This is a genomic window from Enorma phocaeensis (genome assembly GCF_016901575.1).
Classification (GTDB): Bacteria; Actinomycetota; Coriobacteriia; order Coriobacteriales; family Coriobacteriaceae; genus Limicola; species Limicola phocaeensis_A.
This window is the reverse complement of sequence record NZ_JACJKQ010000016.1, coordinates 1-22935: the sequence shown is the minus strand read 5'-3', so window position 1 is coordinate 22935 and position 22935 is coordinate 1. Positions and strand designations below refer to the sequence as shown.

23 protein-coding genes are annotated in these 22935 nt (G+C 65.9%); 9 read left to right on the top strand and 14 right to left on the bottom strand.

The window, feature by feature from the left end; all coding sequences use genetic code 11:
* Window positions 1–3: 3 nt before the first annotated feature.
* Both H6A15_RS08085 and H6A15_RS08080 read left to right on the top strand, forming a co-directional pair.
* The gene (locus H6A15_RS08085) at window positions 4–654 is read left to right on the top strand and encodes a lactate utilization protein (protein WP_204673243.1); all 651 of its coding nucleotides are present in this window, start codon (window positions 4–6) and stop codon (window positions 652–654) included.
* Window positions 655–867: 213 nt separating this feature from the next.
* Window positions 868–1227, top strand: a complete 360-nt coding sequence (locus tag H6A15_RS08080; protein WP_204673242.1) for a hypothetical protein — start codon at window positions 868–870, stop codon at window positions 1225–1227.
* 360 nt (window positions 1228–1587) lie between these two features.
* Here the strand turns inward: H6A15_RS08080 and H6A15_RS08075 are convergent, their stop codons facing one another.
* On the bottom strand, window positions 1588–2727 hold the full coding sequence (locus H6A15_RS08075; protein ID WP_204673241.1) for an aldo/keto reductase: 1140 nt from the start codon (window positions 2725–2727) through the stop codon (window positions 1588–1590).
* A 226-nt stretch (window positions 2728–2953) separates the two neighbouring features.
* Between H6A15_RS08075 and H6A15_RS08070 the strand changes: the two genes are divergently transcribed.
* Window positions 2954–4708, top strand: a complete 1755-nt coding sequence (locus H6A15_RS08070; RefSeq protein ID WP_204673240.1) for a hypothetical protein — start codon at window positions 2954–2956, stop codon at window positions 4706–4708.
* 149 nt (window positions 4709–4857) lie between these two features.
* On the opposite strand, the gene H6A15_RS08065 is transcribed toward H6A15_RS08070, so the two are convergent.
* From H6A15_RS08065 to H6A15_RS08045, 5 genes are all read right to left on the bottom strand, one after another.
* Window positions 4858–5559: a phosphatase PAP2 family protein gene (locus H6A15_RS08065; RefSeq protein WP_342635833.1), complete on the bottom strand. Its 702-nt coding sequence runs from the start codon at window positions 5557–5559 to the stop codon at window positions 4858–4860.
* 92 nt (window positions 5560–5651) lie between these two features.
* On the bottom strand, window positions 5652–6878 hold the full coding sequence (queA, locus tag H6A15_RS08060; RefSeq protein WP_204673270.1) for a tRNA preQ1(34) S-adenosylmethionine ribosyltransferase-isomerase QueA: 1227 nt from the start codon (window positions 6876–6878) through the stop codon (window positions 5652–5654).
* Between the two features lie 124 nt (window positions 6879–7002).
* Entirely contained in the window at window positions 7003–7488 is a 486-nt protein-coding gene (locus H6A15_RS08055; protein ID WP_204673239.1) for a GNAT family N-acetyltransferase, read from the bottom strand.
* A 76-nt stretch (window positions 7489–7564) separates the two neighbouring features.
* The gene (locus tag H6A15_RS08050; protein ID WP_204673238.1) at window positions 7565–8197 is read right to left on the bottom strand and encodes an epoxyqueuosine reductase QueH; all 633 of its coding nucleotides are present in this window, start codon (window positions 8195–8197) and stop codon (window positions 7565–7567) included.
* Window positions 8194–8946 (bottom strand): DUF3267 domain-containing protein, encoded by a 753-nt coding sequence (locus tag H6A15_RS08045; RefSeq protein WP_204673237.1) that lies wholly within the window; start codon window positions 8944–8946, stop codon window positions 8194–8196. Before H6A15_RS08045 ends, H6A15_RS08050 begins: the two co-directional genes overlap by 4 nt.
* 98 nt (window positions 8947–9044) lie before the next feature.
* Between H6A15_RS08045 and H6A15_RS08040 the strand changes: the two genes are divergently transcribed.
* The 3 genes from H6A15_RS08040 to H6A15_RS08030 all read left to right on the top strand — a co-directional run bounded on the left by H6A15_RS08040 (window position 9045) and on the right by H6A15_RS08030 (window position 12606).
* The gene (locus H6A15_RS08040) at window positions 9045–11111 is read left to right on the top strand and encodes a class I tRNA ligase family protein (protein WP_204673236.1); all 2067 of its coding nucleotides are present in this window, start codon (window positions 9045–9047) and stop codon (window positions 11109–11111) included.
* Between the two features lie 231 nt (window positions 11112–11342).
* The gene (locus H6A15_RS08035; protein ID WP_204673235.1) at window positions 11343–11894 is read left to right on the top strand and encodes a GNAT family N-acetyltransferase; all 552 of its coding nucleotides are present in this window, start codon (window positions 11343–11345) and stop codon (window positions 11892–11894) included.
* Window positions 11895–12009: 115 nt separating this feature from the next.
* Window positions 12010–12606 carry a histidine phosphatase family protein gene (locus tag H6A15_RS08030; protein WP_204673234.1) on the top strand — a complete coding sequence of 199 codons (597 nt, stop codon included), beginning with the start codon at window positions 12010–12012 and terminating at the stop codon, window positions 12604–12606.
* 34 nt (window positions 12607–12640) lie between these two features.
* Here H6A15_RS08030 and H6A15_RS08025 read toward each other — a convergent pair whose 3' ends face one another.
* The 3 genes from H6A15_RS08025 to H6A15_RS08015 all read right to left on the bottom strand — a co-directional run bounded on the left by H6A15_RS08025 (window position 12641) and on the right by H6A15_RS08015 (window position 16590).
* Window positions 12641–14413 (bottom strand): ABC1 kinase family protein, encoded by a 1773-nt coding sequence (locus tag H6A15_RS08025; protein WP_204673233.1) that lies wholly within the window; start codon window positions 14411–14413, stop codon window positions 12641–12643.
* A gap of 4 nt (window positions 14414–14417) precedes the next feature.
* Window positions 14418–14882: a hypothetical protein gene (locus H6A15_RS08020; RefSeq protein WP_204673232.1), complete on the bottom strand. Its 465-nt coding sequence runs from the start codon at window positions 14880–14882 to the stop codon at window positions 14418–14420.
* 160 nt (window positions 14883–15042) lie between these two features.
* On the bottom strand, window positions 15043–16590 hold the full coding sequence (locus H6A15_RS08015; RefSeq protein ID WP_204673231.1) for a C69 family dipeptidase: 1548 nt from the start codon (window positions 16588–16590) through the stop codon (window positions 15043–15045).
* 215 nt (window positions 16591–16805) lie between these two features.
* Between H6A15_RS08015 and H6A15_RS08010 the strand changes: the two genes are divergently transcribed.
* Window positions 16806–17033 (top strand): cold-shock protein, encoded by a 228-nt coding sequence (locus H6A15_RS08010; RefSeq protein ID WP_204673230.1) that lies wholly within the window; start codon window positions 16806–16808, stop codon window positions 17031–17033.
* Between the two features lie 23 nt (window positions 17034–17056).
* Window positions 17057–17251 carry a DUF2442 domain-containing protein gene (locus tag H6A15_RS10740; RefSeq protein WP_204673229.1) on the top strand — a complete coding sequence of 65 codons (195 nt, stop codon included), beginning with the start codon at window positions 17057–17059 and terminating at the stop codon, window positions 17249–17251.
* Window positions 17252–17336: 85 nt separating this feature from the next.
* Here the strand turns inward: H6A15_RS10740 and ruvB are convergent, their stop codons facing one another.
* The 5 genes from ruvB to H6A15_RS07980 all read right to left on the bottom strand — a co-directional run bounded on the left by ruvB (window position 17337) and on the right by H6A15_RS07980 (window position 22175).
* Window positions 17337–18416 (bottom strand): Holliday junction branch migration DNA helicase RuvB, encoded by a 1080-nt coding sequence (ruvB, locus tag H6A15_RS08000; protein ID WP_204673269.1) that lies wholly within the window; start codon window positions 18414–18416, stop codon window positions 17337–17339.
* Complete coding sequence (gene ruvA / locus H6A15_RS07995; RefSeq protein ID WP_204673228.1) at window positions 18416–19033, bottom strand: Holliday junction branch migration protein RuvA; 618 nt, start codon at window positions 19031–19033, stop codon at window positions 18416–18418. Before ruvA ends, ruvB begins: the two co-directional genes overlap by 1 nt.
* Entirely contained in the window at window positions 19030–19554 is a 525-nt protein-coding gene (ruvC, locus tag H6A15_RS07990; RefSeq protein ID WP_204673227.1) for a crossover junction endodeoxyribonuclease RuvC, read from the bottom strand. The genes ruvA and ruvC overlap by 4 nt, the downstream gene beginning before the upstream one ends.
* An 86-nt stretch (window positions 19555–19640) precedes the next feature.
* Window positions 19641–21641 (bottom strand): nitrilase-related carbon-nitrogen hydrolase, encoded by a 2001-nt coding sequence (locus H6A15_RS07985; protein ID WP_204673226.1) that lies wholly within the window; start codon window positions 21639–21641, stop codon window positions 19641–19643.
* A 171-nt stretch (window positions 21642–21812) separates the two neighbouring features.
* Window positions 21813–22175, bottom strand: coding sequence for a desulfoferrodoxin family protein (locus H6A15_RS07980; protein ID WP_204673225.1), 363 nt, complete (start codon window positions 22173–22175; stop codon window positions 21813–21815).
* Between the two features lie 281 nt (window positions 22176–22456).
* Here H6A15_RS07980 and H6A15_RS07975 point away from each other — a divergent pair, with 281 nt between their 5' ends.
* A complete protein-coding gene (locus tag H6A15_RS07975) occupies window positions 22457–22846 on the top strand; it encodes a hypothetical protein (RefSeq protein ID WP_204673224.1) in 390 nt (129 codons plus the stop codon).
* The last annotated feature ends 89 nt before the right edge of the window (window positions 22847–22935 follow it).

Genomic DNA, 22935 nt, shown 5'->3' with positions numbered 1-22935 from the left:
CCCATGGCAACCACCACCCCAAGCGTCCTCGCCGCATACGAGGCAACCGCCGAGAGCGTCATCAAAAAGCTCGCTCGGCACAACATGGACGGCTACTTCTGCCCCACCAGCGCCGACGCCGTCGAGCTCGTGACGTCATGGATGCACGAAGGCGACTCCGTCACGTGGGGAGGCAGCGAGACCTTCAAAGAGACCGGCATGAAAGCGGCCCTCGATGGCGCCGGAATCTACCGCATGCTCGACCGCGCAACGGCGACCACCCCCGAGGAGCAGCGCCAGATGTGGCTTGACCGCAACGTCGCCGACTGGTTCTTCATGAGCGCAAACGCCCTCACCACCAACGGCGAGCTCGTGAACATCGACGGCAACTCCGACCGCCTCTCGCTCTTGCTGCACGGGCCCGAGCACGTCGTGGTGCTCGTCGGCATGAACAAGCTCGTCGCCGACATCGACGCAGGCGTGAAGCGCATCCGCACCATCACCTGCCCGCTCAACGCAAGCCGCCTGCACACCGAGACCCCCTGCGACCTCACCGGCGTATGCGCCGAGTGCCACGCGCCGAAATGCATGTGCTGCAACATCGTGGTGACGCGCCACTCCCGCCACGAGGGCCGCATCCGCGTGGTGCTCATCGGCGAAGACCTGGGATACTAGATAGAGCCTCGAAGAAAAGGCGGGCGCGAAACCCCTCGTCCAGAAGCAAAGCAACCAGACGCCACATCGGGGGCGTGCGAATCCTCAACGACGTTACGCACGCCCCCGTAGCGTTTCTTGCTCATGTCAAAGCCTTTTGACGCGACCGCACGCGCTCCTCTCCCCCATTCGGGTACGCTCAAGGTAGCGTCACAGCACATATCGGAGGCGACGATGGGCATCGAGATTGACATCGGCAAACGCATCAAGAGCTACCGCGAGGCAGCAGGCTTGCATCAAGAGGACCTCGCACGGATGTGCTATGTTCGCGCCGTCAAAGCGAACAAGCTGGATTCCATGGACGACATCCTCCGCTTCGCCGAGCCGGGCCTGAAGACCAGCACCTCGTCCGCTGCCGCCATCGGCTTGTTTCTCATTAGGCACCGGACGGCAAGCTATCGCGTCTACTGCATGGTCCTCCTCGTGTGCGTCTTTCAGGCACAAGGCCTGCTCAGCCCCGCGACGGCGTTGCTCATCGTGGCGTTCTCCGCAGCGTTTCCCCTTATCGGCACGCGCCTCAACAAGGCATCTTGATGCCAGCGACGCGACGCCCGCACAGCTCCGCGGCTTCCGCGTGCGTCATGCCCTCGCCGAGCGCCATCAGGGCCAGCTCGACCGTCTCCCTGTCGTACATGCGGACTCCCTCCCGGACGCCCCCCCCCGGCGTCCAACTTTTCGCCCGCGGTTCCGCCCCGCTCACCTCGTGCCCAGGGAACGCACCAATTGACCACGAGCGACTCCGTGCGCGCGACCACTGCCCAGAGAGGGCCGCGATTGACCACCGGCAGGCTTTACTAAAGACGAGACGAGAGCTCAAGCGACATGGATCGACCCCTATGGCGAACCCCGAGGAAAATCCGCTCCCCGAGGGCGGCCGACGCCTGGCAGGCCGTCCTATCCAGCCAGCTTCGCCGCGAAATCTGCCAGCTTGGAGGGGATGTCGATCTGCTGCGGGCACACCGCGGCGCAGCTTCCGCAGCCGATGCAGGCGCCGGGACGCTTGTCCTCGGGAAGCGTCGCCACGAACATGCTGGGGATAAATCCGCCCTTGCCGCCCGTCACGACGGCCTCGTTATACATTTCAAGCAGCTTGGGGATGTCGAGCCCCTGCGGGCAATGGCTCGTGCAGTAGTGGCAGGCGGTGCACGGCACGGTGCCGCGGCCGAGCATCTCGTCGACAACCGCCTGGAGCGCCGCGGCCTCTTCGTCGTTCAGCGGCTTCTCCTCGCTAAACGTCGCGATGTTCTCCTTGAGCTGCTCGAAGTTGGACATGCCGGACAGCGTCACGCACACCTCGGGGATGCCCTGGATGAACCGGAACGCCCAGGCAACGGTGGACTCGTCGGGACGCAGCGCATGCAGGCGCTCCGCCTCCTCGTCGGTGATCTGGGCGAGCTTGCCGCCGCGCACCGGCTCCATGACCCACACGGGAAGATTCCACTTCTTCAAGAGCTCGACCTTGCCCCTGGCATCTTGAAGCTGCCAGTCGAGGAAGTTGAGCTGGATCTGGCAGAACTCCATATGCTCGCCGTACGCCTCGAGGAAGCGCTCCATGACGGGAATCGCGCCATGGGCGGAAAAGCCCAGGTGCCGAATGCGGCCGGCCTCCTTTTGAGCCAGCAGATACGGCATGATGCCGTGCTCGGGATTCAGATACTCGTCGATGTTCATCTCGCACACGTTGTGGATGAGGTAGAAGTCGAAGTACCCCATGCCCGTCTTTTCAAGCTGGCGCTCGAAGATCTCCTCGACCTTGTCCATGTTGGAGAGGTCGTAGCCGGGGAACTTCGTGGCGATGTAGAACGACTCGCGCGGATGGCGGGCGAGCGCCTCACCGATGGCGATCTCGGAGTTGCCGCCGTGATAGCCCCAGGCGGTATCGTAGTAGTTGATGCCCTGTTCCATGGCATAGTCGACCATCTCGTTGACCGCGCCCTGGTCGATCTTGGTGTCGTCGCCGCCTACGACCGGCAGACGCATGGCGCCCATGCCGAGCGCCGAGAGCTTGAGCCCTTGGAAATCCTTGTACAGCATGTGTCCTCGTTCCCTCCGTGGTTGGCAGACAGTCCCGTCGTTTCCCTGATGAGAATCATAGAACTTGGAGCGCGCTTCAGGTCAAGGCAGCGGCATCCGATACCTCCAAAGCGGTTGCACTTTTTCACCAATCGGCCCGACGTGACCCCACCTATGACCGGTCGGGGCTATATCATGGGAACCAGGACATGAGGCGTGCTACGGCATGCAGACGATAGGAGCGTGTATGGGCGAAGAGAAGCGCGAGCAGACAACACCCGCCTCCGCCGAGGCCGGAACCGAGATGCCCCTGCGAGACGCGGGGCTTGACGATGGGCAGGGCGCGGGCCTCCGGGAAGACATGGACGCCGAGGCCGCCGGCGCGCAGAGCGGGGCCCAGCCTGAGGACGCGGACGAGACGGCCGCGGATGCCATGACCGCCCACGCCGACGGCCATGACATCACCGAGATGGACGATATCGAGCAGATAGCGGCAGAGGACGCGGGCGACGCGGCCGCGTCGCCCGTCGACGCGCAATCCCCCGACCCCCTGCCGACGTCGGACCCCTCCGCCTATGACGACGTCGCCGCCGGCGCCGAAGACGCAGCGGACGACGCGTGGGGCGCAGGCGAAGACGGACCCGAAGAGGGCGAGGCGGCAGGCGGCGACGCCTCCGCGGCGGGCAGCATGCCGGCCTGGCTGCAGCCCCGCCCAGCAGAGGTCCATGGCGCCGACGCGAGCGACGTCATCCGTCACGAAGGGATCGAGGCGTCCTCGCACCACCAGGAAGGCCCCTCCGCCCCCCAGCATGGGCAGCGCCCCGAACGCGATGTGGCCGCGACGGCGGCCGAGGCGGCAAACGCGGTGGGCACCTTCTTCTCGGAAGGCGCGGCAGCGGTTCGCGCCATGAACGCCGCCAAGAAGGCCCACGCCGAAGCGCGCGAGCAGCTCGACGCGCTCGACCGCACGATTGCCGAAGAGGAGCAGGAGCTCGCCCATCGCCGTGACGTCGCGGGGCGCTACCACGAGATCATCAAGCAGGAAACCGCCCGCAAGAAGCGGGCGGCCAAAGCCGTCGCCAAGGCAGAGGCGGCGCAGAAGACCATCGATGCCGCCATCGAGAAGCTCAAGGCCCAGCTCGAGCAGGTCAAGGCGGCAGACGCCCAGACCGAGAAACGCCTGAAGGCGACGCTCGACGCCGCCGAGGCCAAGGAGGCGTCTTCTCGTGAGGCGAGCGCGCGCCTGAAGCGCCGCCTGGATGACGCCGAGCGCAACCTCGCCAAGGCAGAGGAGGACAAGAAGAACGGCATCGCCGCCGCAACGACGGCAGCCGAGAGCGCCGAGGCGCGCCTCAAGACCCTGCGCGAAGAGTTTGCCGAGGTGCAGCGCAACCCATCTGCCAACTCCGCCGCCTACAACGTGCGCGCCAACGAGCTTGAGGCGCAGATCTCCGACGCCATGCATGAGCTGCGCGAGGCGCGCGACGGCCTCCCCCAGCTCACCGCCGAGCTCGACGAGGCGATCCGCAGCGCCCAGAACATGCTGGCAGAGGCCAAAAAGCCCATCGACGCCGCAAAGAAGGACTTCGAGAAGATTCGCGAAGACGCCGACGACGCCCGCGACGCCTACGAGACGGCCAAAAAAGAGGCAAGCGAGCGCCAGCGCGCCCTGCGCGAACAGATTTCCGAACAAGAAAAGGAGCGCCACGAGCAGGAGCAGGCTGCCACCGATGCTCGCGACGAGGGCGTCGAGGCGCAGCTCCTTATCGACGAGGCCGAGGACATCCACGCACACCCCGACGTGACCGAGGCCATCGCCGGACGCCTTGAGGCGGATCGCGCAGAGCGCGCAGAGCAAGCGGGCGAGGTCGAACAGCTCGCCGCGGCAGAACAGGACGTGCGCGAGCAAACCCGCTCCTCACGCCTGCGCTTCATCGCGGTCATCGCAGCCATCGCCGCCGCGATCGTGCTCATCGTCGTGCTCTGGCTTGTGTTGAGCTAGCGGCGGGCGCGCCGCCCGCACAGACTCGTCCTACATCGGGCTTCGGACTCAGGCTCGGCGGTACCCCGCAGAGGCACCGCTCGCCCTGGACCCGAAGCCCGATGTATCTACATGGCCCGCAAGAGAACGGCAGCTCCGGCCGCCGAGGCCTACCTCGCGTCAGGCGCGTCCGCGGTCGCGCCCGCGTGCCCCGCAGCGGACGGATCGTCCCTCAGAAGCAACGGGGCGACCAGCCTGGTGTAGAGGGCAAGCCAGACGATGCTCACGCAAAAGCCAGCGATGACATCCGAGGCATAGTGAACGCCCAGATACACGCGGCTGATCCCCACTGCAACGGCAAGGGCGGAGAATGCCGCGACGCAGCCCAGCCGCACCGCGCGGTCGCGCTCGTAGCGCCAAACCATCCATACAAGCAGGCCGAAGAACGCCATGGCGACCATGGAGTGGCCCGAAGGGAAGCTGAAGCCGGACACCTCGGCAAGACGGAAGCCCTCCGGACGGGGACGCTGAACCACCTGCTTGAGAATCTGGTTGAGCGCCACCACCAACACCAGGTTGAGCGCGCAGCACGCCCCCGGCCTGCGGCCAGGCGCAAAGGCAACCACCATGAGCAGCAGCGTCACCAAGATGACCGGCGACGCCAGAGCGGAGAACGCCTCCATGACGGGCGTGAGCCACGGCGCCCGCAGGCGCTCGACCACCAGCCAGTAGGCGGCCTCGTCGAGCTTGAGCATCTCGCCTTCGAGCACCTCGTGCGCGAGTCCTAAAAAGACCGCGGCGCACACCGCCACGATAATCAGGCGGCGGTTGCGCACCAGCAGGCCCTTCATGTCATCGATAAGAGAAGCCACGTCCCTGTCCCATTTCCCTCGAGGCGCGATGCGGCGCGTCGAGACGGACGCGCCGCGCCGCCGCACGTTCAAGCACCGAAAAGACGGCCGTCCTACAGGATCAGCATCGCGTCGCCGAACGAGAGGAACCGATATCGCTCCTCGACCGCCTGCGCATAGGCGTCCATGATCTGGTCGCGCGTGGCAAACGCCGAGACGAGCATCATCAGCGTCGAGCGCGGCACATGGAAGTTGGTGATGAGTGCATCGACCACGTGATAGGTCGAGCCCGGCATGAGATAGAGGTTGGTGGTCGCGTTCTCACGCGCCACGATGTCGCCGCGCCCGGTCACCTTCGCAGAATCGGAAGCGTCCTCAAACCTGCGCGCCACAACCGCCGGATCGCTTGCCGGGGCCTCGGAGTCCCACGCGCTCTCGAGCGAGCGCACCGCCGTGGTGCCCACGGCGACCACGCGGTGGCCAGCAGCCTTGGTGGCGTGCACCGCCTCGATCACCTCGGCGGACACGTGATAGCGCTCCGTATGCATGACGTGCTGGGTGGGGTCGTCTTCCTCCACGAGACGGAAGGTGTCGATGCCCACCTCGAGCTCGACCGTCACGAAGCCCACGCCCTTGGCCTCGAGCGAGGCGATGAGCTCGGGGGTGAAGTGCAGGCCCGCCGTGGGCGCCGCGGCGGAGTGCTCCTCCTTCATGGCATAGACGGTCTGGTACTTCTCGGGATCGCCCTCGTACTGGGTGATGTAGGGCGGCAGTGGCACGTGGCCGGCAGCGTGGATCGCCTCGTCAAGGGTCCGTGGCGACCCGTCGGCGCCGTTGCCGTGCGGCTCGAAGCGCACCAGGCGCCCTCCCCTGCTCTCGGGCACAAAATCCACGACCTCGCCCGTCAGCACGACAGGCGAGGACTCGGGCGCGTGCAGCCCGCCCGCACGATACTCGATAACCGCCCCCGGCTTGAGGCGACGCCCCGGATTGACCAGGCACTCCCACACGTGCCCCATTGCGTCGACGTCTTCGCGACGCTTGAGCAAAAGCGTCTCGGCGACGCCGCCCGTATGCGCCTTGTGGCCCACGAGGCGCGCCGGCATCACGCGCGTCTTGTTCGCGACGAGCAGGTCGCCCGGCTCCAGATATTCCGCGATGTCGTAGAAATGGCGATGCTCGACCGAACCGCCGTGAGCAAGGGGGCGCCCTTCCGCGGCAGCGGAGCCCGTCTCATCGCCTCGATGCAGCACGAGCAGGCGGCAGGAGTCGCGCGGCTCAGCAGGTGCCTGGGCGATCAGCTCGTCGGGCAGGTCGTAGTCAAAGTCGTCGGTACGCATTCCATCCTCTTTCACAAAGCCGCCGGAGCGGCGATAGCTCAAACAGTCCCATCCTAGCGCAACGTGTCCGCAGGTCCCTCTTGTCGAGCGCCCTCACAAACTTCTTCACGCACGGCCCGCAGGCCTACCGGCCGCCTTGTTCGGCGAGCCCCTCCAAGGCCTCTCCTGCGATTCGGTATACGGTCCAATCGTCCATCGGCTCGGCGCCCAGCGAGCGATAGAACGCGATGCTCGGCTCGTTCCAGTCCAGACACCACCACTCGAGCCTTCCGCAGCCACGCTCACGGGCGATGTTTGCGAGCTCGACGATCAGGCCGCGCCCGTACCCCTTCCCACGATGCTCCGGACGCACGTACAGGTCCTCCAGGTACACCCCGGCTCGTCCCAAAAAGGTCGAGAAGTTGTGGAAGAACAGGGCGAAGCCGACCTCCTCCCCATCGCCGGATAGCGCGAAGAGCACCTCGGCCGACCTGCGGTCGAACAGCCATTCTTCAAGCGTCTGCTCGTCGGCGACAACCTGGTCGAGCATGTGCTCGTAGTCGGCGAGCTCTTTGATGAACGTCAAGATCAGCGCGACGTCTCCGCGCTCTGCAAACCGGAAACCCATCATGGTCCTCCCCATCCGCTTACGCTCTTCGAGCGGCCTGGTCGCCTCACGCCGCGGCGCGGGCGCGGCGGGCCGCACCCTAGACGCAGCCCGCCGCGCCACAGCCCCCTTTGTCTGCAGCTCCCTTGCGGACGGCCTCTTTTGCCCGGCGACGCTCGTCGCGCAGATGCGCCCGGTCAAGCACCGCCTCGGCAGCCGAAAAGCGGCAGCCGCAATAGTTCTGCCGGTACATGCCCAGCTCGCGCGACCGGCGCGTGGCCTCGGGATACCACGGGCGAAAGTCGCGGATGACCGGCACGAGGCCATGGGCGCGGGCGAGCTGCGCCAGGACCTCGTTGCAGACGTCAAAGAGCTGGTAGGGAGATACCGCGAGCGTCGTCGCTATGTGCTCGAACCCCTCGCGCTCGGCGACGCGGCACGCCTCGGCGAGGCGCAGCGCGTAGCACGCGCGGCAGCGGCGCTCGCGCGAGAGCGCGCCGATCGGCGCTACCCCGCGCTCCCAGCGAGCATAGTCTTCGGCCGCCTCGATGAGCGGGGTCTCGGTCGCCTCGCAGTAGCGCCTGAGCTCCTCGAGACGCCGGTCGTGCTCCTCGGCGGGCTGGATGTTGGGGTTGCACCAGCAGATGGTGGGCTCGAACCCCTCCTCGCGAAGCATGCGCAGCGGCTCGAGCGAGCACGGGGCGCAGCATGCGTGCAGCAGCAACCGCGTCATGGCCGCGCCTCCGACTCCATGCGCTCGTCGGGGGCGGGCGCCTGGGACGCGTCCTCCCGTCCTTTTGCGGGAGCCGGCGCGCACCCGTCATCGAGCTCCTCGGCGCCGCCCTGCAATCCGGCATCGCCTTTGCCGGCGGCGTCCTCAGCACCCCCTTCGCCGTAAAAGCACACGCCCCACGACGTGTCCTCGCACCAGCGGATGCCGGGGTCACGCAGCATCTCGCGCACATAGCCCCAGTCGCCCGTGCAGCCCGAAAGATGCAGCGTCGCCGCGAAGGCCCCCGCGACGGGGCAGCCGCAGGCGAAGCCCGCCGCGACCACGAGCGACGTCACCAGAAACGTCGGGGCGAGCGCGACCGCCATGTAATGCCCGCGGGAATAGACGATGCCCTCGGCGCTGGCGTACAGCATGCCCTTCTCCCAGTTTGCGCCGAAGGTCACGCGGGCGCCGCGCGGAGCGAACGCCTTGAAGAGCGCCCCGTGTACCAGCTCGTGCACGACGAGCGACAGGACCACCGCCACGGCCGTCCAGCCGAACCACTTCAGAAACCCGACGAAGCCCTCTCCGTCGTCGACGAACAAGCCCGTCAGCCAGGCATCGAAGCGCTGCGGCGCACACGCGGCGAGCGCGGCGGCGAGCAGTAGCGTGGCGAGCACGCCCGCAAGAAACGCCCATGCCGACATAATGGAGATCCGCTTTATGAACGCCTCGTCTTCGAAGGTGTGTATGTCGCTTCGTTTTCTCATGCGACCAAGGATACACGCATTCATGCGTCCATGTGCGATAATGTGGGCCTGCCATCTTGCATCCATCACTATCAACCCGCTACCAAGGGAGTGTTCCTATGGCTCAGAAGCTCAGCCGAGCATCCCGCCCCAGCTGGCCCAAGCGCGCCGTCGTCACGGCGGGCATGCCCTATGGCAACAAGAACCTGCATTTCGGACATGTGGGCGGCGTGTTTGTCCCGGCGGACTTCTACGCGCGCTTCCTGCGCGACCGTCTGGGCGCCGAGAACGTCCTGTTCGTCTCGGGCACCGACTGCTACGGCTCCCCCATCATGGAGAGCTATCGCAAGCTCCGCGACGAGAAGGGCTACGAGAAGCACATCTCCGACTACGTCGAGGAGAACCACGAGCGCCAGGCATCGACGCTCGCCGGCTACGACATCGAGCCCGACTTCTTCGGCGGCAGCGCGCTCGAGCCCGCCGTCCACGTGCACGAGCAGATGACCGACGAGGTCATCATGCGCCTGAAGGAGCGCGGCGTGCTGCAGAAGCGTGCCACCAAGCAGTTCTTCGACCCGGTCGCCGGCCAGTTCTTGAACGGCCGCCAGGTGCTGGGCCGCTGCCCCATCCAGGGCTGCAAGTCCGAGAAGGCCTATGCCGACGAGTGCGACCTGGGCCATCAGTTTGAGCCCGAAGAGCTCATCGCCCCCAAGAGCGCCCTCACCGGCGAGACGCCCGAGCTGCGCCCGGTCGACAACATCTACTTCGACCTGCCCGCCTACCTCGACTTCCTCAAGGACTACACCAGCAAGCTCGAGGACGACGAGACGGTGCGCCCCGTGGTGGTGAAGACCCTCGAGGAGTGGCTCAACCCGCCGCAGCTCTACATTCAAAACAAGTTCCGCGAGGCCTTCGATGCCATCGAGGACCAGCTTCCCGAGCACGTCGTCGCAGAGCCCGAGGGCAACAAGAGCTCCTTCACGGTGACCTTCCCCAGCTGGCTCGAGCGCGACGAGGCACACGAGGTCCTCAACCAGGGCGGGGTTCGCTTCCGTTCGGGCAAGGCGCTCGTTCCGTTCCGCATCACGGGCAACATCGAATGGGGCGTGCCCGTCACCGACGAGTGCGGATGCTCCGGCCTCACCTGCTGGGTATGGCCCGAGAGCCTCTGGGCGCCCATCAGCTTCACGCGCACCGCGCTCGCCGAGGCGAAGCGCACCGGACGCGGCGACCGCTACGCGAGCCTCGACTGGCACGACTGGTGGTGCAGCGACGAGGCCCATGCCTACCAGTTCATCGGCCAGGACAACATCTATTTCTACGGCGTGGCGCAGACCGCCATGTGGGAAGCGCTCGGCTGCAACATGCAGCAGAGCACCCTGGTCGCGAACTACCACGTGCTCTACATGGGCAAGAAGGCGAGCTCCAGCTCGCAAACCCCGCCGCCGCCCGCAAGCGAACTGCTCGATCACTACAGCGCCGAGCAGCTGCGCGCCCACTTCCTGTCGCTCGGCCTGGGCGAAAAGCCCGTGAGCTTCTCCCCGAAGGCCTACGACACGCGCGAGACCGGCAAGAACCCCGACGGAAGCCCGTTGCTCGCCCGCGACGACAAGCGCGTGATCGACCCCGTGCAGAAGGAGGGGACGCTGCTTACCGGCGTGTTCAACCGCCTGGCACGCTCGTGCTTCTACGGCGTCGCCGTCAAGGACGGGGACCCTTCGTCGGTGCGCACGGGGTGCATCCCCGCAGGCGATCCCAGCCCCGCCGCACGCGATGCCGCCGAGCAGGCCGTCCTTGCCTTTGAGCGGTACATGCACACCTTCGAGTTGCATCGCGCCCTCGGCGTATGCGACACCTTCCTGCGCGCCGCCAACAAGCGCTGGAGCGATGCCAGCAAGGCGGCGAAGGCCGCGCAGGCAGACGACCAAGCCGCCGGCGACGACCTCATGCGCCAGGCCCTTGTGGACGCATTCTTCGAGCTGCGCGTGGCGACGGTCCTCATGCACGGCGTCGTGCCGCGCGGGTGCGAGCTCATCTGCGAGCACTTCGCCATCGACCCCGCCGTCTTCTTCTCGTGGGAGCACGTCTTCGACACCACCGACGAGCTCTTGGCGTCGCTTGGCGAAAAGGCCGGCGCGCACCAGGTCGTCGCGCTGCCGCCGCGCTTCGACTTCTTCTCGTTCTAGGGACGAGGCCCCGGCGCGCGCCCCGCGCCTGCAGCCATCGGCTACCAGAGAGCCCCGCCTGCCGGGGCTCTCTTCGTTTCGCCCGCACGGGCAGCCCGCTGGCAACAAGCACCCGTTTGTCGAGGATTGGCGGAGACGCCCGGCTGCGCATCGGGAACGTCTGCAAGGGGCATAATCGGTGGTCCGTGCAAACAGCTGGAGCAACGCTCCCCAAGATAGAAAGGGTTCTCCATGGAAGACACGCTCACCATGCGCCGCGCGACCGCTTCTGAGGCGACCCGCGTGATGGAGATACTCGACGACGGCAAGCGCTCGATAGCCCGGTTTGGCATCGAGCAGTGGCAACACGGATACCCCGACCTCGCATCGGTCGAGCAGGACATCGCGCTCGGCGCCTGCCACGTCGCCGCCACGGCCGCCGGAGAGCTCGTGGGCGCCCTCGCCCTGAGGCTCGACCTGGACCGCGACTACGCCGCCTCGGGCATCGACTGGCTCACCGCGAACCCTTCCGAGGAGCCGGTCCCCTATGCCGCGATCCATCGATGTGCCACCGCCGAGGCCGCGCTCAAGCGTGGCGTCATGGCGTTCTTGTTTGCATCCGCCGAGGACCTCGCCCGCCGCGCCGGCCGCTCGAGCATACGCATCGACACGCATCCCGGCAACCTTGCAATGCGCAGCTTCCTTGCCAAGCAGGGGTTTAGCGAGCTCAGCGCCTTCAAGCTCTCCACAAAGGGCGACGCCGAAACCGACATCGTGCGCATCGCCTACGAGAAGCTGCTGTAACATCCTCCTTGGGCCGAAGCGCCCGGCGACCGCCCCGCAGCCATCGTGAAGGGCAGCCGCCGGGGTCCTCGCACCGACTCGTCCCACCGCCCCGCCACCTTCGCCAGGAGACCCCATGCCTCGTCTTTACCTCATGCGCCACGGACAAACCGAATTCAACGTCTTGAAGCTCGTGCAAGGACACTGCGACTCGCCGCTCACCCAGGCGGGACGCGACCAGGCCGTCGCGGCCGCCCGCTGGTATGCCGAGCATGAGGTCGAGGTCGGATACCTCTGCTCATCCCCGCTGGGGCGTGCGCACGACACCCTCGACATCGTGATCGGGCACAACCCGCGTTACTCGGGCGTCCCCCGCGCCGACGAGCCGGGCCTTATCGAGCGATGCTACGGCATCTACGAGGCGGGGCCGCAAGACGCCATGCCCATCACGCCGTGGAACCCCCATGACGAGCTTGTCGAGGTCGGTGGCGACTACGAGCTAGAGGCGCGCTCGCGCATCGTCGAGACGCTGACCCGCGCCATGGACGCCCATCCCGGCGACAACGTGCTCGCCGTCTCCCACGGGGCGATCATCACGCAGTTCAAGCTCGCCTGGGAGTCCCGCGCCACCTGCCCGCAGGACGTCTTTTTGGGCAACTGCTGCATCCTCGTCTTTGACTATGACCCCGCGACGAAGGCCTTCTCCAACATCCAGATCGTAAACCCCGCCTAGATTCGCCGGCGCATGGCCGCCGCGGCCAGGCTGGCTAGCGGCGCCTGCCGTGGGAGTTTCGCCAGATCTCGCGCCCCAGCATGAGCGCGAGCACCAAGGCTGACAGATATCCCAAAAAGCCGATCACCGGGATCCCGAAGATCACCGGCTCGATCTTTGCGTAGTACACCACCGACGAGCCGATGAAGAGGCCTGCGATCACGATCGCCATGGAGGCGCGGTCCACGATGCCGCCCACGTGTCGCAGCACCTCCTCGGACCCCATGAGCTCGGTGTTCACCTTGAGCTGCCCGCGGGTGAGCATGCGCGAGGCGAGGCCCAGGTACTCCGCCGCCTCGAGCGACCCCTTCACCGCACGGCCCGTTCCCATGAGCAGCTCCTGCGCCGCCTTCTCGACGCGCTCGAACGAGCTCGTCTCGTTCGCGATGTGGTCGGAGATGATCTGGACCATGTTCACGTCGGGCATGTACTCGGAGAGCAGCCCCTCGAGCGTCACCATGCCGCGCGCGAACATCGTGACCACGCTGGGCAGCTCGATGTCGTTTTTACGCGCCAGGTTGATCAGGGAGGTCAAGAAGCGCCCGATGTCCAGGTCGGCCAGGTCCCTGCCTCCGAAGTCCTGCACGATATAGTCGAGGTCGGTGAGAAACGCCGTGTGGTCGATCTGCGAGGTGTCGCCGCGAGAGATCGCGAAGCGCATGAAGGCGTCCTTGAGGCGCGGCACGTCGTTTTGCGCGACGGCGAAGATGATCTCCTTCACCACCCCGCGGTCATGGCTGGACATGCGCCCCACCATCCCGAGGTCGATGAAGTAGATGACCCCGTCCGACAGGATGATGTTGCCGGCATGCGGGTCGGCGTGGAAGAAGCCGTCGTCGAGTACCTGGGTCGCGTAGTCGTCGACGATGCGCGAGCCGATCTCGCGCAAGGTGTAGCCCTGGCGCACCAAGCGTTGGGGCTCGGCGATCGAGATGCCGTCGATGTAGTCCATGACCACGATGTGCTCGGTGCACAGATCGAGGTAGGACTTTGGACACGAGATGCCGTGAGAGCTCGCGTGAAAGGAGTGGAACTCGTCGAGGTTGCGCGCCTCCATAAGGAAGTTGGTCTCTTCGCGGAAGGACTGCCAAAGCTCCTCGACCACGTCGCGCAGGTCGACGATCTGGTCGGTCTTGAAGAAGCGCGACACATGGCGGGCAAGGGAGCGCATGATGTCGATGTCCTGCGCCATGACCTGCTGCGCGCCGGGACGCTGGATCTTCACCGCGACGTCCTCCCCGCTCACCAGGCGAGCGCGATGCACCTGCGCGAGCGAAGCCGAGCCGAGCGGGTTGGGGTCGATCGCATCGAAGATCTCGCCGAGCTTCAAGCCGTACTCGGCCTCGAGGCACTCGAGGACCACCGAATACGGGACGGGCTCGACATCGGTGCGGAGGCGACGAAGCTCGTCGCAAAACCGCTGCGGCAAGATCTCCGAGCGGTTCGCCAGAATTTGGCCCATCTTCACGAACATGGGGCCGAGCTCCTCGAGCAGGCACCGCAGGCGCACGGGGGTGATGTTGTTCCACACCTCGTACTTGCGTGCCAGCCGGAAGATCTCGGCGATACGCTTGCGACGGCCGGCAAAGCTGAGCTGATACTTCTCTGTATCCGCCATCACTTCGGGCTCTTCAGGGAACTCGTCGGCGGCGCGCTCGCGACGACGAGCCGAGCGAGAAGGAATGAGGGGCTCTTCCTCGACGAAGCCGGGCTCCTCGGGAATCAGCGGCTCGTGGTGGGCCTCAGCTTTGCCGGCGTCTTTCGTCATATATCTATGCGTCCTTACCGTCTGCGGCGGCCTCGTCGGCATCTGCCGCCTCGTCGACGGGGGCGTCCGCGCCGGCGTCAGGCTCCTCTTCGACCGACTCGACCTCCACCGTCACCGTGGCATCGTCCACCGAATCGACCAGGTCGCGCACGTGCGCCAAAAACTCCGTGCGCTCAGACATGGTGAGCATGCGCACTCGGGCCAAGATCAGCTCGTCGAGCACGCGCTCGGCGACGCTCGAGCCCTGCGAGCTCAAACGGTCGGTGACGTCGCTAAAGGCGCCGCCCGCCTGCACGAACACATCGGACATGGAGCGGGCAAAGTCAGACGAGGGCTTCTCGCTGCGGACCTGCTCGCCCTTGGCGTTCAGGTCGTCGAGGACCTCCTTGCCCTTCTCTGCCGCCGTGGCAGCCATGCCGATACCGATGTTCACCATATTGTTGACGAGATCTTCAAAGGTGGTGGCCATGATGTCTCCTTCATCTGCCGGGGCTGCCGGCAGGGACGGCTGCATTTCACTTCTTGTACCCCATTGCGCACGCCCATAACGAGCTGCCGCAAACGGTAGGCACCGGCGGCGGGCCCGAGCGGGAGCGGCTCCCGTCCCGGGAGACGGGAGCCCGATAGCCCTAGCGCTCGTTGTCCGACATCGCGAAGCCGTTCTTCATGGCGCAGCTCGTGGTGTAGAGCACGCGCCCCAGCAGGTCCTCGGTCTCGCGCTTGAGGTCCGCCGCCATGCGGTCGTTTGCCTGCTCGAGCACAGCGGGGACCTCCGCGGCGGGAAGACCTGCCACCTCGGCGTCGGTCTCGCGGAGCATCTGGTGGCCAAGCGAGCCGACCTTCTCCTGATAGCGCTCGACCGCCGCCGAGTTCTCATGGAAGCGGGCGTCTGCGAGGGCGGCGATCACGCGGTTTGCCCAGTAGAAGCTCTCGGTGGTCACGCGCGCGGTGGTGTTGGCCAGATACTCGGGCGCCGCGTCGACGTTGCCATAGAAGGGGACGAGCGCGTTGAACGGGTTGGAGCCGAACGCCATCCATTGAACCGTGCGCGATGCCTCGGGGCGATACGGGCGAATCTGCAGGACGGCAAGCTGGCCGTTGCGATTGATGCCGATGGGTCGATACATGGCGCGGGTGGCGTCGGTGCCGGCCTTTCCATACGGGTCGTACGGCGTGCCTTGGAAATGGGCGGAGAGCACGTATTTCACGTCCTCGATGGTGAGCTTGCGCTCGGGCGTGCGCGACCAGGGAATGTTGTCGGACTCCGGACGCAGCGGGGCGGCGGGTCCGTCCCAGCGGTCGCTCGGGTTTAGGCAGCGCTGCATATACCACGCACGGGGCGTGTTGTAGACGTGGTCGGAATCGCTGTGCGAGCCAAACGCGTCGCGCGGGTTGAAGACCGAAGACCCCTCGGACGCCCCTTTCGCCGAGAAGCCGACCTGCGACGAAGAGAGGGTGAGATCCAGGTGGTTCTCGGCCATCCATGCGCGAAGGTCCGCGCTCGCCATGTGCTCTCGCTGCTCTCCCTCGGCGTCCGCAAGGTCAAACGAGTCGATACCGAGCTGGTTGGGCATCGTGACATAGGCGTCATCGGGCACGCGCTTGGCGATCCAGTGGTGGCCGCCCACGGTCTCAAGCCACCAGATCTCGTCAACATCGGAAAATGCGATGCCGTTCATCTCGTAGGTGCCAAACCGCTCGAGCAGTTCGCCCAGGCGACGCACGCCGTCGCGAGCGCTGGCGATGTACGGCAAGACGAGGGTCACCATGTCCTCCTCGCCTATGCCGCCGGGCACCTCGGGGAGATAGCCGTCTTCGCCCTCGACGCCGACGGCGGGCCGGTATGCCACGAGCGGGTCCGCGCCGAGCACGCGCTCGTTCGACGTGATGGTCTCGGTAGCGGTCATGGCGACGTTGGCCTCGTTGAAACCCGCCGCCGCCCACACGCCGTGGCCGGGCAAGGCGTCGGGCACCGAGGTGTAGCGCATGGGGCTGTCAGGCAGCTCGATGGTGAGATGAGACTCGACGCTCTTGTAGACGCGGGGCTGCTCGTCGCGGCTCACCACATGCATGCGCTTGGGCTCGAACTGCCCGTTCGGCGAGTCCTCGTTGCGCGCGATGATGGTCGAGCCGTCGTAGCTCGCCGCCTTGCCAATCAATATAGTGGTGCAAGCCATGGAGTTCCTCCCTGCGATTAGGTGTCATGCCTTCCACAGGGTAGCACGCGCGGGACGTCTCGACGCGACGCGAGGATGTTCGCCTGAAACCAATTGTTTTTATATGTTGATAGCCCGCATGAGAGAGTGCTCTTAGGGGTACCATGCTCAACCAGTATGCCGCGACCGCGACATGCGCCAAACGCCCATGTGGGTACCGAACGAAAGGTCGATGTATGGCAACCGGAACGGTAAAGAAGTCCTTCTTCAAGGAGAAGGGCTATGGCTTCATTACCCCCGACTCCCCTGTCGAGGGCTCGCACTCCGACGTGTTCGTGCACTTCAGCGCAATCCAGATGGACGGCTACAAGTCGCTTGATGAAGGCGACCGCGTAGAGTTCGAGGTGGGCCCCGGCAAGAAGCCTGGAGAGACCCAGGCTCTCAACGTGCGCAAGGTTGGATAAAGGGCCGCCATGTCAGACGGGGTATGCTCTACCTTGAGTTCCAAGATGGGCGCCACGGAATATATGACATGTCACCGCTTATTGGAAAGGGCGTGTTCGCCAAGCTCTCCAACCCTTCAGAGTTTGCCGCAGTTCGCTCAGATGGCTTCACAGCAGTTTGGCAATGTGGAGTCGATATAGCACCGGAAGAGCTTTATGAGAACTGCGTTGCACCCTGAGCATCCATCGCAGCGCAAAAGGGCCTGTCCCGCACATGCGGGGCAGGCCCTTTTGCCTGACGTCATGCGGCGGGCGCGAGAGCCGCTACAGGTTTGCAGGAGGCTCCATGCCGAGATGGTCATAGGCGGCTAGCGTCGCCATGCGGCCATGCTTGGTGCGCACCATGAGACCGCGCTGGAGCAGGTAGGGCTCATAGACGTCCTCGAGCGTCGCGGGGTCCTCGCCAACGGCGCTCGCAAGCGTCGAGAGACCCACCGCGCGACCCCGGAAGGTGCGCGCAAGCGTCTCCAAGATCCGGATGTCCATCCAGTCCAAGCCCAGCTCGTCGATCTCGAAGAACTCGAGCGCCTCGCGCGTGATGGGCAGGTCGATGTCTCCCCCGCCACGCACCTGGGCATAGTCCCGGACACGTTTGAGCAGACGGTTGGCCAGACGCGGCGTGCCGCGCGAGCGCGAGGCGATCTCTTCGGCAGAATCCTGGTCGATCGCCACGTTGAGGATGGTCGCCGAACGCACCACGATCTGCGCGAGGTCGCGCACCGAATAATAATCGAGCCTGAACGAGATGCCGAAGCGGTCGCGCAGCGGCCCTGTGAGCATGCCCGAGCGCGTGGTCGCCCCGACGAGCGTGAAGTGCGGGATCTCCAGGCGGATGGAGCGCGCCGCCGGCCCCTTTCCGATCACGATGTCGAGCGCGAAGTCCTCCATCGCAGGATAGAGCACCTCTTCGACCGAATGATTGAGGCGATGGATCTCGTCGATGAAGAGCACGTCTCCAGGCTGAAGATTGGTCAGGATCGCGGCGAGGTCCCCCGTGCGGGCGATGGCGGGGCCGGAGGTCGTCTTGATCTGCGACCCCAGCTCGTTGGCGACCACCGTCGCCAACGTGGTCTTGCCCAGTCCCGGAGGGCCCGAGAAGATCACATGGTCCAAGCATTCGCCGCGGCTCTGCGCCGCCTCGATCAAGATCCGCAGGCTCTCCTTGATATGGTCCTGTCCGCAGTAGTCGTCGAGCTTCTGTGGGCGCAAGGAGCGCTCGACGTCCAAGTCGTCGCTCGTGAGGCTGCCCGTCACGAAGCGATCGCCGCGAACGCCCTGCGCGGCGCCGGCGGAACGCTGCGGCACGTCGTCCCACAGGTCACGCGAGTCATCGGCTTCCCACATCATGCACCCATTCCCAGTCGCTTGAGGGCTGCGGCGAGGACGTCCTCGACCCTCATGTCACGGCCATCATACCCCTCAAGCGCAAGGTCGGTCTCCTGCGGGCTGAAGCCCATGGAAAGCAGGGCCTCGCGCGCGTCTTCGAGCACGCCCCGGTCGGGAGCGCCTATGGGAAGCTGCCCTGCGGCGGGGAGGTCGGCCCCCACGAGGCCGCGCTCCTTTGCAAAGGTTCCCTTGAGCTCGAGGATGAGGCGCTGCGCGGTCTTTTTCCCCACGCCGGGCACCGTTGCCATGGCCTTGGCGTCCTCGGAGAGCACGACGGTATACAGTTGCTCGACCGAGAACTTCGAGAGCACCGACAGCGCCAGCCGCGGGCCCACGCTCGATACCGAGATGAGGCGGTCGAACACCATGCGCTCGGATGCGGTGAGAAAGCCGAACAGCGCGACGGCGTCGTTGGAGATGCGCATGCGCGTGTAGAGGCGCACCTCGTCTCCCGCGGGAGGCAGTCCGGCCGCCGTCGTGGCGGAGATGCCGACCTCGTACCCCACGCCCCCGACGTCTATCACCGCGGCAGACATGGTTGCCTCTATCAGTGTTCCACGCAACTGAGCGATCATGAGTAGGGGTTCCCTTTCTCTTGTACGTAACGACCGTGGGTGAGCTCTGCCGTGGCGCAGCGGTGAGCATGGCAGATCGCGCAGGCGAGGGCGTCTGCCGCATGGTCCGGCCTTGGATCGTGATCGAGGCGCAAGAGGTTTCGCACCATATATATAACCTGACGCTTATCGGCCGCGCCGGTGCCCACCACGTCCTGCTTGATCTGCATAGGCGTATATTCCCCCACTTCGAGCCCTGCGAGCGAGCAGGCGACCAGGGCGGCGCCGCGGGCGTGGGCCGTCGGTATGGCGGAGCGGGTATTGGCGCCAAAGAAGATGCTCTCGATGGCTGCGGCATCGGGGTGATAGCGGCGCGCGACCTCGGCAAGCTCGTCGACGATATGACGGAGGCGAGGGGCGAGCTCCTGGTCGGTGGTGGTGTGGATGCACCCGTATGCCCGGCAGCGGCAGTCTCCCCGACGCTCCTCCACAATGCCCCAGCCGGTATTCGCCAAGCCGGGGTCGAGCCCCAAGATGATCATGCTAGCCCTCCCTCCACACAAGGGCGCGGCGGCCTCCACGCAATTCGAACACTTGTTCTACTATAGCATGACGGCCGCCGTCGCGACTAGTTCTGCGAGAAAAAGGGGAAATTGCGGTCCGGATGGACAGGGCCGGGCCCCATGGGCCCGACGACGTGCTCGTCAGAGGGCCCCTCCTGGGAAGAGCTCTCGATCATGCGGCTGATCGCTTCCTGAACCTGTCCCTCGAAGCGCTGCAGGTTCTCGCGAATCTTGCGCTGCCCCTCCTCGGACTGCAGATGCTCGAGCTGCTCGGGCGTGATGCCCAGCAAGCCGCCGATAAGTCCCATGACCTCTCCGCGGACCCGCTCGCCGTACTCGTCTCCCCGCTGCTCCGCCCGGTCGAGCTCCTCTCGCGCGAGCTCTGCGACGCCGCGATGCTCCTCGCCGTGTCGCCCCAGGTCGGACCACGCGAGCGACGCGGGCCACATGCGCTCGGAGAACGAGCGGCCCGAGACGATGGGGCACTCGGGCAGCATGCGCCGCGCATACTCGCCGTGCCTCACCAGAACCAACAGCAAGGCAGCCGCCTCGCGGTTGGCGTCGATCGTCGGAAGCTCCTCGAACGGGAGGTTTCGGTCCACGTGCGCCTCGAGGATGCCGTCGACCTGGCTCGGCTCGAGCTTGGCCAGCACCCGGGCGATATGGTCTGCCCAGTCGGTCTTCTCCCAGTCGTCGCGCATGGCGCGCGCAAGCGCCTCGGAGAGGGAGCGCTCCACCGCGTTCAATGTCACCAGACGCGTGGGCACCGCCGTCCCGGCGCCGTTGCGCATGCGCGCCAGGAACTCGAGCGCCGAGAGGTATACGTCGCCGAAGGGAGCCATCACCCCCTGGAACGAGGCCGCGAGGGCCGGAGCCGAAAGCGCGGCGTCGGTCTTCGTGATGGAGCTCACCGGCACCGCGTGCTCTATCCGCGCGAGGTCGCGCAAGAGCATGCCCTCCGCCTGCTCGCGCAGCTGAGGGCCCTCGGCAAACGTGGGGACGCGGTCGACGATGGCGGAGACCTCGGGCGCCTCGTGCTCGACGAGGCGGATGTTGAGGTTCGACGCGAGGGTGCGGACGAGTTCCATGCGCTCGCGCTCGGCGACCTCCTGCGACGGCGTATACACCTCGGAGCGCTCGACCACAAGCCCCACCACGTTACGAGGCCCCAGCGCGTCGACGCAGAGCGCCGCCGCAAGCGACGACTGAAGGTCTCCCGAGAGCAGCAGGGCCGCGCGACGGCTCCCGCGGGCGAGCGCCGTGTCGCGAACCGCTATCACGAGCGCCTCCCACAGCCATTCCTCACGCCGGTACTGCGGCAGCTCGTGCTGCTCGATGCAGGGCAGCTGCATGCCGCGGCGCACCTCTTGGACGAGCAGGGACTCCTCGAAGCACGGGGCCTGGGCGACCACGCGCCCGGCGTCGTCCATCACAAACGATCCGCCGGTGTACACCGCGTCGTCAAAGGCGCCCACGGGCGCCATGCATGCAAGCCAAAGCCCCGCCCGCGCCACCTCGCGACGAAAATGCCCGTCGGCAACCGATGCCACGGCGCTCGACGCCTCGTCGTGAACGTCAAAGGCGTTTGCCTGGAAGTACACCATGAGGTCGCAGCCTCGGGGCAGCTCCTCGAGGTCGCGCAGGGCGTCGAAGGTCACCGCGACGCGCACGCCCGCCACGTCGAACACCGGCGGCGCCCAAAGGTCGTCGCCGGTCCGCTCGCGACGAAGCGCCAGCATGGTCCGCGCCGGGACCGCCCGTCCGCGATCGAGCACGAACACCTCGAAGAGCGGCGCTCCGCCATAGGAGACCACGGCGGGCACGAGCGCCACGACCTCGAGCTCCTTCAGACGGGCGGCCAGCCGCTCGAGGCTGCGCACCAGGTCGTTCTCGTAGTTGGACGCCTCGATGAGCCCTCCGGGCACGACTCCCGCCATCAGCGGCGCGGGAACGCACAAGAGGTCGGCGCCTCTCTCCTTGGCGAGTACCGCCTGGCTCTCGACCCGCGCGCAGATGCCCTCGATGTCGCCAAGGCGCATATCGATCTGCGCGAGCGCGATGTTCACCCGAGCCACCTTCCTTTCTTACCTCAGAAAAGGGGCCGCCCGAAGGCGACCCCTCGTCATTCCACTTTACTCCATCCGGGGGCCACCCGGTGCGTAGAGCTGCGGATTTGATGTAAAACGTCGATAACGAGACCGCACTGCCGAGCGTCGTGCGCCGCGCGGGGCGACGGACTAGAAGGCCTTCTTCCACAGGCCGTGCAGGTTGCAGTAGGCGTAGACGGTGCCGGACTTCATGCCGCCGGCAAAGAAGGTGGCAGGGGTCTGCCCGGGCTTGAGGTCATGCACCTCGAGGCGTCCATCGGCCTCAAGCGCGATCCACTCGATATAGTGCTCCTCGAGCATGGGATGCTCGACCTCGCCGACCGTTACATGGATCACGTGCCCGTCGCGCTGGACGTCTACCACGGGCACATGCTTCTCCTGCGCGGCGTCGACCGAGTTGGCCTCGAGCGCCTCGAAGCCCTCGGGAGCCGCCGCATCGGCGCTGAGCGCGACGAAGAGCTTGCCGGTTGAATCCTTAAAGAATGTTGCCATGTCATATCCTTTCGATATACGTGTGAACCACTCGCGTACCGCTTAGTATTCCCCTCGCCTATAGGGGATAATCCCGGGTATGCACAGGCTGCATACCGACACCAACCCTCCATGTACGCATGCCTTTGTTCACGCCGGGCAAGCTGTCCGTTAATTGATTTTCACCCCTTCGCATATCTTCAAATTCTCTATACAATCATCATTACTGTAATTCGCGCCCCCGGGGTGTCGCCCATTCACCAAACGATTGACACCCTCGTGCGCGCGGGAGAGGACGGTCTATGGGATTTCGCTCCTGGTTGCGCGAGCGCTTCTCGCGCATGGCAAGGCGACGTGGAAGCAGGCGGGCGGGTCCCGCGCGCACCGCTTCGGCGCCGCAGGTAGAGATGATCGCGCCCGGCTACCCCGCTGCCGATTGGGAGGAACTACCCGCATACCTCCCCGTCGATCCCGAAGGGCACAAGGTGGCCTGCATCATCGCCGCCGCCATCGCCGCCGGCGAGCACACCGAGAGCAACCTGGTGCTGCGCCGCGTGAGCATGGCGAACCCCGAATACACCCGCGTGGCCTGCATCGCTACGGCCCTGGGAGCCGGGGCGCTTGATAAAAGCTCGTTTACCGTAAAACGCATCTATCGAAAGAAAGTGACGGAGAACACCCATGCTGCGTAAATTCAAGATCTCAATCGACGGGACCCAGTATCTTGTGGAGATGGAGGAGATCGGGGCCCCGGCTCCGGCCCTGTCTCTTATACACATCT